Source organism: Streptomyces sp. NPDC005803 (assembly GCF_040630435.1).
In the GTDB taxonomy this organism is placed as follows: domain Bacteria; phylum Actinomycetota; class Actinomycetes; order Streptomycetales; family Streptomycetaceae; genus Streptomyces.
Genome location: NZ_JBEXXO010000003.1, coordinates 236,414 through 248,533, shown reverse-complemented (window position 1 = coordinate 248,533; position 12,120 = coordinate 236,414). Strand labels below are relative to the sequence as shown.

The following is a 12,120-nucleotide window of genomic DNA, read 5'->3' as shown; positions in this document are numbered from 1 at the left end:
GCCGGCCGGAAGGGTTCACGGGGCGGGGCGTGCCGGGGAGGTCAGCTGTGGCTGAGGCGCCACAGGTCCTGCATGGCCTCGGTGTCGGCGAAGTCCTTCGCCAGGTACGTGGGGTCGAAGGCGAACAGCTCCTTCTTCCAGTCGGTCAGCCCGTCCGGGGTGAAGGCCCCCTGCTTGACCGCGGTGCTGCCGGGAATGCCGCCGGCGCCCATCTCGTGGCCGATGCCCTCCTCGGTGAGGATGAAGTGGGTGAAGAGCTTGGCCGCGTGGGGGTGCTTCGTCTTGGAGGCGATCGCCGAGTACTTCGGGTAGAGGTATCCGCTCCACGGCTTGAGCGTGTCGCAGACCCGCATCGAGTAGTTCTTCTCCTCGATGTCACGGAACTTGGCGTTGGACACCAGTCCGATGCGCGGCTGCTTCTGGTTGGGGGACGCCACCGCGGCCGCCACGTCGTCGTCGGCGGAGGTGAGCACGGGGGAGTTCTTCGCCAGCCTGACGACCCACTCCTCGCCCGCCGTCTTCTGCGAGGTCTTCAGCTCCTCGCCGGGGTGCGCGGCACTGTGCGCGTCGCGCAGGGCCTGATCGGCGCCGTTGGACAGCTGGTTGAACCACTCGACGATGTTCGGCTTGCCCAGGGGGTCCTGGAGGGCGACCTTGCCCTTCCACTCGGGGCCGACCAGGTCCCAGACGTTGTCCACCGGGCAGCCCTTGGGGAAGAGCCTCGGGTTGTACACCCAGACGTTGGCCTTGGAGAGCACGAGCAGCGGGCTCCGGTTCGCCGCCGGGACGTTCTTGGACAGGTCGGCGGGTATCCAGGTGTACACGACCTTCTGCGGCAGCAGCTCGCCGACGAGGCTGGGACCGTCCTCGTACAGGGTCATGTCGATGGTGACGTTGTCGGCCTGCGCCTCCCGGGTCATCTTCTCCAGGGTGTCGCCGACCTTGTTCTTCACCCCGGTTGTCTTGATCCCGTACTTGGCGCTGAACGCCTTGGCGACCTTGGTGATGTCGCCGGAGCTGTCGTAGACGGTGAGCGACCCCTCCTTCTTCGCGGCCGCCACCAGGGCGTCCAGGTCGAAGCCGGCGGGATCGTCGATGACGGCGGACGGGGCCGCGCCGCCCCCGGCGGGGGCGTTGTCGCCCTGCCTGCTCGAAGGGGCGCAGGCCGCGGCGCCGGCGAGGACGGCAACCAGGGCCGCGAGCGCGATTCTTGGGACCGGTCGCTGCGAGCCACCGATGCGGGGAGTGCTGCTGGACAATGCCTGACCTCCTGCGTGGGCCCGGCGGAGCCGGGCTGCTCCTGGGTGGGTCGGCCTTCTCCGCAAGGCGGTCGGGGCGACTTGGGGAGCAGCTTCCGCCCGCCTTCTTCACTATGTCAAGACATGCTGATGTAACTCTGTGGAAATCCAGGCGGGTTGGGCGTCCCCGGCGAGCCACTCCGGTCCGCGGCCTTTTATGTCAGCACATACTTATGTACTGTCCTGGCCATCCCGCACCGCCCAACCCACTTCGGGAGGCACGATGCACCTGCCCAGACGTCTGACCACCGCCGCTCTGGCGGCGGCGACCGCCGCACTGATCGCGGCAATGGTGAACCCCGCGGCTGCCGCGAACACCCCTTCCGTGTACGCCGTCAGCGAGACCCCCGCCCTGTTCGACGACGCGGCCGGCGGTGACGCCAACGCGGACGACCCGGCGATCTGGTTCAACGCCGCGGACCCGGACGCCAGCCTCGTGATCGCCACGGCCAAGCAGGGCGGACTGCGCGTCCACGACCTCGACGGCCGGGAGATCCAGTCGTTCCAGGCCCCCGCCGCACCCGGACCGGAGAACGAACCCGGCCGGTTCAACAACGTCGACCTGCTGTCGGGGCTGAAGATCCAGGGCAGCCGCACCGACGTCGCCGTCGTCTCCGACCGGGGCCGCGACCGGCTGCGGATCTACGGCATCGACCGTCACCACCCCGACGCGCCGCTCACCGACCTGACGGACCCCGCCGCCCCGCGCGTCTTCAGCGCCACCGAGGCGGACGTGGACGAGCAGGAGAGCGCCTACGGGCTCGCCACCTGGCGCAACGCCGCGACCGGCCGGTACTACGCGCTCGCCAGCCAGCGCCACACCACACGCCTGGCCCTGCTGGAGCTGACCGCGACGGCCACCGGAAAGGTCACCTACCAGCGGGTCCGGACCCTGGACCTGCCCGCCTCGTTCGACATCGGCGGCGGCACCCGCTGGACCCCCTGTGACGAGCCCGGCCGCACCCCCCAGGTCGAGGGCATGGTCGTGGACGCCGAGCGAGGCGTCCTCTACGCGGCCCAGGAGGACGTCGGCATCTGGCGGATGCGGGCCGACCTCACCGGATCGCCCCGGATGGTCGACAAGGTCCGCGAGTTCGGCGTCCCCGGCACCTACGACCCGGTGGCCGACGAGTGCACTCCCGGCACGGACCCGGGAGTGGGCGGCAAGCGCATCACCGCCGACGTCGAGGGACTGACGATCTACCAGGAGGACGACGGCGAGGGATACCTGCTCGCCTCCAGCCAGGGTGACAACACCTTCGTCGCCTACGAGCGCGAGGGCGACAACGACTACGTCGGCAACTTCCGGGTCGCCCCGGCGGCCTCCGGCGGCGCCGGCGCGATCGACGGCTCCGAGGAGTGCGACGGCGCGGCGGTGCTCAACGCACCGCTGGGCGACGGGTACCCGCACGGGCTGCTGGTGGTCCACGACGGCTTCAACGCCCCGGACGAGACCGGTGAGGACGGAGAGGTCCGCACCGACACGAACTTCAAGTTCGTCGACTGGGACGACGTGGCCGACGCGCTGGACGACTGACGGCCCGCGGGGCGGCGCGCACACCGGGTCACCGGGTGCGCGCCGCCCCCACCACGTGAGGTAGACGCTTCCTTGACCACCACCATCGCGCTCGTCATCACGGCCGTGGCCTTCGTCCTCGTCTGCGGCGCCAACGACGGTGCCTCGCTGCTGGCCATGGCCGTACGCCACAGCAGCGGCTCGGCCGTTCCGGTCCTGCTGATGCTGACCGCCGCCGTGGCGGCCGGGCCCGCCCTGTTCGGGGTGCGGGTGGCCCGCACCTTCACCGACGGCCTGATACCCGGCGACGCCGCGCATCCCGCCCTCATCTTCCTGTGCGGGGCCGCGGCGGCCCTGGTACTCGTCCTCCTCCTGACCTGGCGGGGCATCCCCACCTCGATCACGCTGGCCGTCCTCGGCGGACTGGCCGGCGCCGGCTCCGGACTGGGTGAACGGCCGCAGTGGGCCAGGCTCGGCCTGGTGCTGGGGATCGCCGCGGCCGCGCCGCTGGTCGGCGCCGCCGCCGGGTTCGCACTGGGCCGCGGCGCCCGCCGCGTACCGACGGTGGCCGGGATGCCGCGCCTGGTCCACGCAGCGCACCTGGCGGCCTTCTGCTGCCAGTGCCTGGCCTACGCGGCCAACGACGGCCAGAAGATGTTCGCCGTCGCGGCCGTGGCGTCGGCCGGTCACGTCGGCGGCAGCCTGGACACGCCCCCCGGTCTCCTGCCGGTCGCCGCGGTGGCGCTGGTCTTCGCGGTGGGGACCGCCCTCAGTCTGCGCCGGGTGTCCGGCGGGGCATCGGTCCGGCTCCTGGCGGCCCGCCCCTGGCAGGTCGCCTCGGCGGAGATGGCCTCCTCCGCCACGGTGTTCTCGAGCGCCGCCCTGGGCGCACCGGTGAGCATGACCCAGGCGGTGATCGGCGGACTGGTGGGCGCGGGCGCCAGCGAAGGGGGCCGCCGAGTGCGCTGGCAGTTCTCCGTCCCGCTGATCACCGCATGGGGCGTGACCCTGCCCGCCGCCTACGCCGCCGGCCTGCTGGCCGGACTGCTCACCCGAGGAGTGACCGCATGAGTCTGCGCAGAATCGTCGACGACCTCACCGGCCGTTCGCACCACCAGCTGACCGACCTGCTGGCCACCCAACTCGACGCAGCCATCGAGGGGGTGGGGCTGGCGTCCGCGATGTCCGAGGGCACGCTCACGCCCGCCGAGGCCCGCGAGGCCATGGTCGACGTCGAGCACCGGGGCGACACCGGCCGGGCCGGACTCGTCGCCGGACTCGCCGTCGCCCTGACCACGCCGATCGACCGCGAGGACCTGTACCGCTTCTCCCGAAGCGTCGACGACGTGCTGGACAACCTCCGCGACCTGGTGCGGGAGACCGATCTCTACGGCGCCGAGGGGAACCCCGCGGACCTGCCGGCGCTGGCCGGCGTGGCGGAGGGCCTGGCCATGCTGCGCGGCGCCGTCCAGGGGCTGGCGGACCGGCCCCGGGAGGTGGACGCGGCCACCGAGGCGGCCCGCAAGTCCGCCGGACAGGTGCGCAGGCACTACCAGCTGGCCATGGCCGAGCTGCTGCGGCAGGAGGTCGGCGCCGACACCCTCACCCGGCGCGAACTGCTGCGCCGGCTGGACGTGGTGGGGCTCCGGCTGGGGGAGTCCGTGGCCGCCCTGTCGGACGCCATGCTCAAGCGCAGCCACTGAGCGGGCGGCCCGGTGCGGGTGGCCCCTCGGTCCCCGGCCCCCGGACCGGCGGCCCGGGTCGGACCCGCCCGCCGCCGCCCGCGGCTGTTCAGTGGGCGGTCAGCGTCATCTCGAAGGAGTACCGGGACGCCCGGTAGAGGTGGGAGCCGAACTCCACCGGGCGTCCCCCGTCGCCCTGGACCGTGCGCTCCATGGTGAGCAGGGTGCCGCTGCGGCCCTCGCCCAGCAGGCGGGCCTCCGCCGCCGTGGCCCTGCGCGCCCCGATGTTCTGACGGGCCGTGCGCAGGGAGATGCCGGCCCGCTTGAGCAGTTCGTAGAGCCCGTGCGCGGTGAGCTCGTCCTCGGTCAGGGTCAGCAGGTCCGCCGGCAGGTGGTTCTGCATCACGGCGATGGGCTCGTCGTCGGCGTAGCGCAGCCGGCGCAGCGCCACGGTGGGCGTGCCCGGATCGAGTCCGAGTGCGACCGCGACGGCGCCCGTGGCGGGGACGGTCTGCATGGACAGCACCTCGGTGCGGGGCCGGCGGTCGTCGCGCTTGAGGTCCTCGAAGAGGCTGGTCAGCTCGATCTGCCGGCGCACCCGGTTGTTGACGACCTGGGTGCCCACGCCGCGCTTGCGGGCGAGGAGCCCCTTGTCGACGAGGTGCTGCATGGCCTGGCGCATCGTCGGACGCGAAAGACCGAACTTGTCGGCCAGCGCGATCTCGTTCTCCAGCCTGGTCCCGGGCGCCAACGTGCCCGATTCGATGAGCTGTTGGAGCTGCTGCGCGACCTGGAAGTACAGCGGTACCGGACTGCTGCGGTCGATGCTTATCAGCCTGGTGATGGGTTCCATGAGGGCTCCTCGAAACGTAGAACCAGGCGTTCAGTATGCCGCACGGTTCGACGCAAGCTCTGTACGTATATATGTCAGAACAAATGCTTGACGCGTTGTGAGTGCCGGGATACAAATCAGGGACAGCATCCACTCCTCCTCGAACCGGAGGCATTCGCGCATGCGCATCGGACTCATCGGTACCGGCCGCATCGGCACGTTCCACGCCGAGACCCTGATCGGACTGCCCGCCGTGACGCGGGTCGTCCTCCACGACGCCCTCGAACGCCAGGCGCACGACCTGGCCGTCAAACTCGGTGCCGAACACGCCCCCGACCTCGACGGACTGCTGGCTTCCGGTCCGGACGCCGTCGTGATCGCCGCCCCCACCGCCGCCCACGCGGACCTCGTACGGGCCGCCGCCGGCGCCGGCGTGCCGGTCTTCTGCGAGAAGCCGATCGCCGGCACCCTCGACGAGACCCGCACCCTGCTGGCCGAGCTGGACGGCACCGGCGTCCCGCTCCAGGTCGGCTTCCAGCGCCGCTTCGACGCCGGCTTCGTCGCGCTGCGCGACGCCGTCGCCGCCGGTGAACTCGGCTGGCTCCACACCGTCCGGGCCTGCACCGCCGACCCCGCGCCGCCCCCGGCCGGATACCTGCCCGCGTCGGGCGGCATCTTCCGCGACTGCGCCGTGCACGACTTCGACATCGTGCGCTGGGTCACCGGCCGCGAGGTCGTCGAGGTCAGCGCCACCGGCGCCAACCGGGGCGAGCCCTACTTCACCGCCGCCGGAGACGTCGACACCGCCGTCACCGTCCTCACCCTCGACGACGGCACCCTCGTGACGTGCACCGCCACCCGCTACAACGGCGCCGGCTACGACGTACGGATGGAGGTGGCCGGCTCCACCGGCACGCTGGCCACCGGCCTCGACCCGCACGCCCCTCTCCGCTTCACCGCCGGCGGACCCGAGCCCGCGGCCGTCTCCCACGACGGATTCCTCAGCCGCTTCCGCGACGCGTACGTCGCGGAGCTGACGGCCTTCACGGAGGTCGCCGCGGGCCTGCGCCCCAGCCCCTGCACGGGGGACGACGCGCTGGCCGCCCTGCTGGTCGCCGAGGCCGCCGACCGCTCGTGCCGCACCGGCCGCCCCGTGCGGGTAGAGGAGGCGGGCCGATGATCCGCGTCGCCGGAGCGCCCATCTCCTGGGGTGTGTGCGAAGTCCCCGGCTGGGGACACCAGATGAAGCCGGAACGGGTGCTCGACGAGATGGCGGCGGCCGGTCTCGCCGCCACCGAGTTCGGGCCTGACGGCTTCCTGCCGCAGGACCCCGAGGCCCGCTCCGCCCTGCTCGCGGGGCACGGACTGGCCGCCGTGGGCGGCTTCGTCCCCGTCGTCCTCCACGCCCCCGGCCACGACCCGCTGCCCGGTGTCCGGCGCGCCCTGGCCGGGTTCGGGTCCGCACGGACCCTGGTCCTGGCCGCCGCCACCGGATCCGACGGCTACGACGCCCGCCCGGAGCTCTCCGCCCGGGAATGGGACGCCCTGCTGGCCAACCTCGACCGGATCGCCGCCCACGCCGGCGCCGAGGGCCTCACCACCGCCCTGCACCCGCACATCGGCACGATGGTCGAGGGCCCGGCGGAGGTCGAACGCGTCCTCACCGGCAGCTCCGTCCCCCTCTGCCTGGACACCGGACACCTGCTGGCGGGCGGCAACGACCCGGTGGACCTGGCCCGCCGGGCCGCCGACCGGATCGCCCACGTCCACCTCAAGGACGTCGACGCGGCACTCGCCGCCCGGGTCAGGGCCGGGGACCTGACCTACACGGCAGCCGTCCGCACCGGCCTCTACCAGCCGCTCGGCCGCGGTGACGTCGACATCGCCGCGATCACCACCGCGCTGGACGCGGCCGGCTACACCGGCTGGTACGTACTCGAACAGGACACCGTCCTCGACGCCGAACCCGCCGCGGGCGAGGGGCCGCTGGCCGACGTCGTGGCGTCCCTCGCCCACCTGCGCGAGGTGACCTCGTGACAGCTCCGGGCCGAGCGCCCGAGGTCCTGGCCATGGGACGGCTCGGCGTGGACCTCTACCCGCTCCAGCAGGGGGTGGGCCTCGCCGACGTCGACACCTTCGGCAAGCACCTGGGCGGCAGCGCCGCCAACGTGGCCGTCGCCGCCGCCCGGCACGGCCGCCGCACCGCCCTGATCAGCCGCACCGGACAGGACCCCTTCGGCGACTACCTCCGGGCCGAGCTGGGCCGTTACGGAGTCGACGCGGCCCGGGTCCACCCGGTCGCCGGACCCCCGACCCCCGTCACCTTCTGCGAGGTCTTCCCGCCCGACGACTTCCCCATCTGGTTCTACCGCCCGCCCGGCACCCCCGACCTCCAGATCCGCCCCGGCGAACTGGACCTGGACGAGGTGCGCGCGGCCGGACTGCTCTGGGTCACCGGCACCGGGCTGTCCGCCGAACCCAGCGCGTCCGCCCACCTCGCCGCCCTGACCGCCCGCGACCGCTCGGGCATCACCGTGCTCGACCTCGACTACCGGCCCCGGCTCTGGTCCTCCCCGCAGGCCGCCGGGCCCGCCCTGCGGGCCGCCCTCGCGGGGGCCACCGTGGCCGTCGGCAACCTCGACGAGTGCGAGGCGGCCGTCGGCGTACGCGACCCGGACGCCGCCGCCGACGCCCTGCTGGCCACCGGCATCGAACTGGCCGTGGTCAAACAGGGCCCCGCGGGGGTGCTGGCACGCACCGCCACGGAACGCGTCGTGGTCGCCCCCCACCCCGTCCGGGTCGTCAACGGACTCGGAGCGGGCGACGCCTTCGGCGGCGCCCTGTGCCACGGCCTGCTCGCGGGCTGGCCACTGACGCGGACCCTCCGCTTCGCCAACGCCGCAGGCGCCTACGTCGCGGGGCGGCTCTTCTGCGCCCCCGACATGCCGACTACCCCCCAGGTGGAGGACATGATGGAAGACGCCCACTCCCACGGGACGGCACCGCATGCGTGACGGAGCACTGCAGACCCTGATGGAGACCCGGGCCCGGCGGCCCGAGGCGATCCTGGAGGCGGCGAAGCGGCGCAGCCGGCGCCCGATGATCCAGCCATCCGGCCGGCTGATGCTGGTGGCCGCCGACCACCCGGCCCGTGGCGCCCTCGCCGTCCGCGGCCGGCCCGACGCCATGGCGAACCGCGCCGGACTGCTCGACCGCCTGCTGACCGCCCTGGAACGCCCGGGGGTGGACGGCGTGCTCGGCACCCCCGACGTCCTGGAGGACCTGCTGCTGCTCGGCGCCCTGGAGGACAAGGTCGTCATCGGCTCGATGAACCGCGGTGGCGTACCCGAGACCGTCTTCGAGATGGACGACCGCTTCACCGCCTACGACGCCGCCTCGATCGAGGAGATGGGATTCAACGCCGGGAAGATGCTCCTGCGCATCGACCCGTCCGACGCCGCCACCGCCGACACCCTGGCGGGCTGCGCGACCGCCGTCTCCGCCCTCGCGGACCGCCGGCTGACGGCCCTGGTCGAACCCTTCTGGGTCAAGCGCGGGCCGGACGGGCGAGCGGTCAACGACCTGCGCCCCGAGGCCATGGTCCGGGCCCTGGCCATCGCCCAGGGGCTCGGCCGCACCTCCGCCTACACCTGGCTGAAGGTTCCGGTGGTCGACCACATGGAGGCGGTGATGGAGGCGTCGACGCTGCCCGCGCTGCTCCTCGGCGGCGACCCTCCGGGCACGCCCGACGAGACGTACGCCTCGTGGGAGAAGGCGCTCCGGCTCCCCACGGTGCGCGGGCTGGTGGCCGGCCGGTCCCTGCTCTACCCGCCCGACGACGATGTGGCCGCCGCGGTGGACACCGCCGTCGGCCTGCTGTGAGAGGAGGCGCGATGGACGGCCATCAACCCGCGGGCAGCACCGCGAACGGCCCCTGGACCGTGGACACCGGCATGCGGCACACGGGACTCAGGGTGCTGGAACTCGCCCCCGGCGGCGCGCAGTCGTTCGGCACGCAGGAGCGCGAGGTGATCGTGCTGCCGCTCTCCGGCTCCTGCTCCGTACGCTGCGGCACGCGGGAGACCGTGCTGGCCGGGCGCCCCGGCGTCTTCGAGGGCGTGAGCGACTTCGCGTACGTCCCGCGCCGCAGCGACGCCGTCATCAGCAGCCCCGGCGGCGGCCGTTTCGCGCTGGCGAGCGGCACCGCCCGGCGGGACCTGCCGTTCCGCCACGGCCCGGCCGGGGCGGTGCCCGTCGAGACGCGCGGCGCGGGCTCCTGCCGCCGGCAGGTCAACAACCTGGCCAGTGCCGACGGCTTCGCATGCGACCGGCTGATCGTGGTGGAGGTCCTCACCCCGGACGGGAACTGGTCCAGCTATCCGCCGCACAAGCACGACGAGCACACCGCGACCGAGTCCGCGCTGGAGGAGGTCTACTACTTCGAGATCGCCCGGGGCGGCTTCGGCACGCACCGGCTGGGCGGCAGCCCGCCCGGCCCCGCCGGGGTGACGGCCGAGGTCCGCACGGGTGACGTCGTGCTGGTGCCGGACGGCTGGCACGGCCCGTCGGCCGCCCTGCCCGGCTACCCGATGTACTACCTCAACGTGATGGCCGGCCCGCACGACGAGCGCGCCTGGCGGATCACCGACGACCCGGCGCACGCCTGGGTACGTGAGACCTGGGACGGCGCTCCGGCCGTCCCCGCAGCACCGTCCGCGGAAGGGGCAGCATGATCCGGCTCACCGTCGCCCAGGCACTGGTGCGCTTCCTGGTCGCCCAGCACACCGAACGGGACGGAGTGAGCCGGCGCCTGTTCGCCGGCTGCTTCGGCATCTTCGGGCACGGCAACGTGGCGGGCCTCGGGCAGGCGCTCTGGGAGAACCGCGACCTGACGTACTACCAGGCCCGCAACGAGCAGGCGATGGTGCACACCGCCGCCGCCTACGCCCGGATGTCCGACCGGCTCTCGACGTTCGCCTGCACCGCCTCGGTCGGGCCCGGGGCCACCAACATGATCACCGCCGCCGCGGGGGCCACCATCAACCGGCTCCCCGTGCTGCTCCTGCCCGGGGACACCTTCGCCACGCGCGTCGCCGAACCGGTGCTCCAGCAGCTGGAGACACCGTGGGCCGGCGATGTGACCGTCAACGACGCCTTCCGGCCCGTCTCCCGGTACTTCGACCGGATCGGCCGCCCCGAGCAGCTGATGGGCGCCGCCCTGGCGGCCGTACGCACGCTCACCGATCCGGTGGACACCGGCGCGGTGACGCTCGCGCTGCCCCAGGACGTGCAGGCCGAGGCCCATGACTGGCCGGAGGAGTTCCTGGCCCACCGGGTGTGGCGCATCGACCGGCCGGCCCCGCAGGCCCAGGTGCTGGCCGACGCCGTCCGGATGATCCGGGCCGCCCGCCGCCCCCTCGTCGTGGCCGGGGGCGGGGTCGTCTACGCGGGCGCCACCGAGGCGCTCGACGCCTTCGCCCGCGCCACCGGCATCCCGGTCGCCGAGACCCAGGCCGGCAAGGGGGCGCTCCGGCACGGCCACCCGTGTGCGGCCGGCGCCGTCGGGCACACCGGCACCACGGCGGCCGACGCGCTGGCCCGGGAGGCGGACCTGGTGATCGGGATCGGCACCCGCTACAGCGACTTCACCACCGCCTCGCACACCCTGTTCGCCGACCCCGGCGTCCGGTTCCTCAACATCAACGTCGCGCGGCTCGACGCGGTCAAGCACGCCGGACTGGCCGTGGTCGCCGACGCCCGCACCGCCCTGGAGGCGCTGACGGCCGAGCTGGCCGGCTGGCAGGCGCCCCCGGAGCACCGGGCGCGGACCACGGCGCTGGCCCGAGACTGGGACGCGGCCGTGGACGCCGCCCACCACCTGGGCCACACCCCGAAACCCGCGCAGTCCGAGGTGGTCGGAGCGGTCAACGAGGCGGCCGGCGAGGACGGCGTCGTGGTCTGCGCGGCCGGATCCCTCCCGGGCGACCTGCACAAACTCTGGCGGGCGGCGGACCCGAAGCAGTACCACGTCGAATACGGCTACTCCTGCATGGGGTACGAGATCGCCGGCGGGCTCGGCGTGAAACTCGCCGCCCCGGAGCGCGAGGTCTTCGTCATGGTGGGCGACGGCTCCTACCTGATGATGGCGCAGGAACTGCTGACGGCCGTCTCCGAAGGGGTGAAGCTCATCGTGGTCCTCGTCCAGAACCACGGCTTCGCGTCGATCGGGGCGCTCTCCGAGACGGTGGGCGCGCCGCGCTTCGGCACCTGGTACCGCTACCGCGACGCGGACACCGGAGCGCTGGAGGGCGACCGGCTGCCCGTCGACCTGGCGGCCAACGCGGCGAGCCTGGGGGCGGACGTCCTGCGCGTCGCCGGCGTCGCCGAACTCCGCAAGGCCCTCACGGAGGCCAGGGCCTGCGACCGGACCACGGTGATCCACGTCGAGACCGACCCGATGGTGCCCGCGCCGTCCTCCGGGGCCTGGTGGGACGTGCCGGTCGCGGAGGTCTCCGACGCACCGGAGACCAGGGCCGCCCGTGAGGCGTACGCGCGGGCCAAGTCCGCCCAGCGGCCGTACCTCTGAGGGCCGGGCCGCCGGGCCGGTGCCCCGCCCTTCGCGGGGGCCCGGCCCGCTCCTACGTCTCGGTTGCCGGCGGCACGTAGGTGTCCGCGTCGGCCCGGTCCCAGTCCTTGTGACCGGCGTCCTCGATCTCGTACATGTTCTTCTGCGTGACGCCGGCCCACCGGATGAAGGCGTCCAGCGCCTTCATCGCCGTGATCAGCTCGAAG

At 73.4% G+C, this 12,120-nt stretch carries 11 protein-coding genes; 9 read left to right on the top strand and 2 right to left on the bottom strand.

Annotated features, from left to right (window positions below):
* Positions 1–41: 41 nt before the first annotated feature.
* On the bottom strand, positions 42–1,259 hold the full coding sequence (locus ABZ454_RS06480) for an ABC transporter substrate-binding protein (RefSeq protein ID WP_359536335.1): 1,218 nt from the start codon (positions 1,257–1,259) through the stop codon (positions 42–44).
* Between the two features lie 262 nt (positions 1,260–1,521).
* Between ABZ454_RS06480 and ABZ454_RS06475 the strand changes: the two genes are divergently transcribed.
* The 3 genes from ABZ454_RS06475 to ABZ454_RS06465 all read left to right on the top strand — a co-directional run bounded on the left by ABZ454_RS06475 (position 1,522) and on the right by ABZ454_RS06465 (position 4,517).
* Entirely contained in the window at positions 1,522–2,835 is a 1,314-nt protein-coding gene (locus ABZ454_RS06475; RefSeq protein WP_359536334.1) for a phytase, read from the top strand.
* Between the two features lie 72 nt (positions 2,836–2,907).
* Entirely contained in the window at positions 2,908–3,885 is a 978-nt protein-coding gene (locus ABZ454_RS06470) for an inorganic phosphate transporter (RefSeq protein ID WP_356313360.1), read from the top strand.
* Entirely contained in the window at positions 3,882–4,517 is a 636-nt protein-coding gene (locus ABZ454_RS06465; RefSeq protein ID WP_356313357.1) for a DUF47 family protein, read from the top strand. Before ABZ454_RS06470 ends, ABZ454_RS06465 begins: the two co-directional genes overlap by 4 nt.
* Before the next feature lie 88 nt (positions 4,518–4,605).
* Here the strand turns inward: ABZ454_RS06465 and ABZ454_RS06460 are convergent, their stop codons facing one another.
* Positions 4,606–5,349, bottom strand: coding sequence for a GntR family transcriptional regulator (locus tag ABZ454_RS06460; protein ID WP_359536333.1), 744 nt, complete (start codon positions 5,347–5,349; stop codon positions 4,606–4,608).
* 160 nt (positions 5,350–5,509) lie between these two features.
* On the opposite strand from ABZ454_RS06460, the gene ABZ454_RS06455 reads away from it, so the two are divergent.
* Genes ABZ454_RS06455 through iolD form a run of 6 tightly spaced genes read left to right on the top strand, consistent with a single transcriptional unit; the run spans position 5,510 to position 11,914 of the window.
* Positions 5,510–6,508, top strand: coding sequence for a Gfo/Idh/MocA family oxidoreductase (locus ABZ454_RS06455; RefSeq protein ID WP_356313351.1), 999 nt, complete (start codon positions 5,510–5,512; stop codon positions 6,506–6,508).
* Positions 6,508–7,365: a TIM barrel protein gene (locus ABZ454_RS06450; RefSeq protein WP_359536443.1), complete on the top strand. Its 858-nt coding sequence runs from the start codon at positions 6,508–6,510 to the stop codon at positions 7,363–7,365. The genes ABZ454_RS06455 and ABZ454_RS06450 overlap by 1 nt, the downstream gene beginning before the upstream one ends.
* A 32-nt stretch (positions 7,366–7,397) precedes the next feature.
* The gene (iolC, locus tag ABZ454_RS06445; protein WP_356314346.1) at positions 7,398–8,342 is read left to right on the top strand and encodes a 5-dehydro-2-deoxygluconokinase; all 945 of its coding nucleotides are present in this window, start codon (positions 7,398–7,400) and stop codon (positions 8,340–8,342) included.
* Positions 8,335–9,210: a deoxyribose-phosphate aldolase gene (locus tag ABZ454_RS06440; RefSeq protein WP_359536332.1), complete on the top strand. Its 876-nt coding sequence runs from the start codon at positions 8,335–8,337 to the stop codon at positions 9,208–9,210. The genes iolC and ABZ454_RS06440 overlap by 8 nt, the downstream gene beginning before the upstream one ends.
* Positions 9,211–9,221: 11 nt before the next feature.
* Positions 9,222–10,061, top strand: a complete 840-nt coding sequence (gene iolB, locus ABZ454_RS06435) for a 5-deoxy-glucuronate isomerase (RefSeq protein WP_359536331.1) — start codon at positions 9,222–9,224, stop codon at positions 10,059–10,061.
* Complete coding sequence (gene iolD / locus ABZ454_RS06430) at positions 10,058–11,914, top strand: 3D-(3,5/4)-trihydroxycyclohexane-1,2-dione acylhydrolase (decyclizing) (RefSeq protein ID WP_359536330.1); 1,857 nt, start codon at positions 10,058–10,060, stop codon at positions 11,912–11,914. Before iolB ends, iolD begins: the two co-directional genes overlap by 4 nt.
* Positions 11,915–12,120 lie beyond the last annotated feature (206 nt).

What these genes read in the sequence shown, in the direction of transcription:
- ABZ454_RS06475 (WP_359536334.1), top strand. Translation starts at nt 1,522, where the DNA reads ATGCACCTGCCCAGACGTCTGACCACCGCCGCTCTGGCGGCGGCGACC.
- ABZ454_RS06465 (WP_356313357.1), top strand. Translation starts at nt 3,882, where the DNA reads ATGAGTCTGCGCAGAATCGTCGACGACCTCACCGGCCGTTCGCACCAC.
- ABZ454_RS06460 (WP_359536333.1), bottom strand. Translation starts at nt 5,349, where the DNA reads ATGGAACCCATCACCAGGCTGATAAGCATCGACCGCAGCAGTCCGGTA.
- ABZ454_RS06455 (WP_356313351.1), top strand. Translation starts at nt 5,510, where the DNA reads ATGCGCATCGGACTCATCGGTACCGGCCGCATCGGCACGTTCCACGCC.
- iolC (WP_356314346.1), top strand. Translation starts at nt 7,398, where the DNA reads ATGGGACGGCTCGGCGTGGACCTCTACCCGCTCCAGCAGGGGGTGGGC.
- ABZ454_RS06440 (WP_359536332.1), top strand. Translation starts at nt 8,335, where the DNA reads ATGCGTGACGGAGCACTGCAGACCCTGATGGAGACCCGGGCCCGGCGG.
- iolB (WP_359536331.1), top strand. Translation starts at nt 9,222, where the DNA reads ATGGACGGCCATCAACCCGCGGGCAGCACCGCGAACGGCCCCTGGACC.
- iolD (WP_359536330.1), top strand. Translation starts at nt 10,058, where the DNA reads ATGATCCGGCTCACCGTCGCCCAGGCACTGGTGCGCTTCCTGGTCGCC.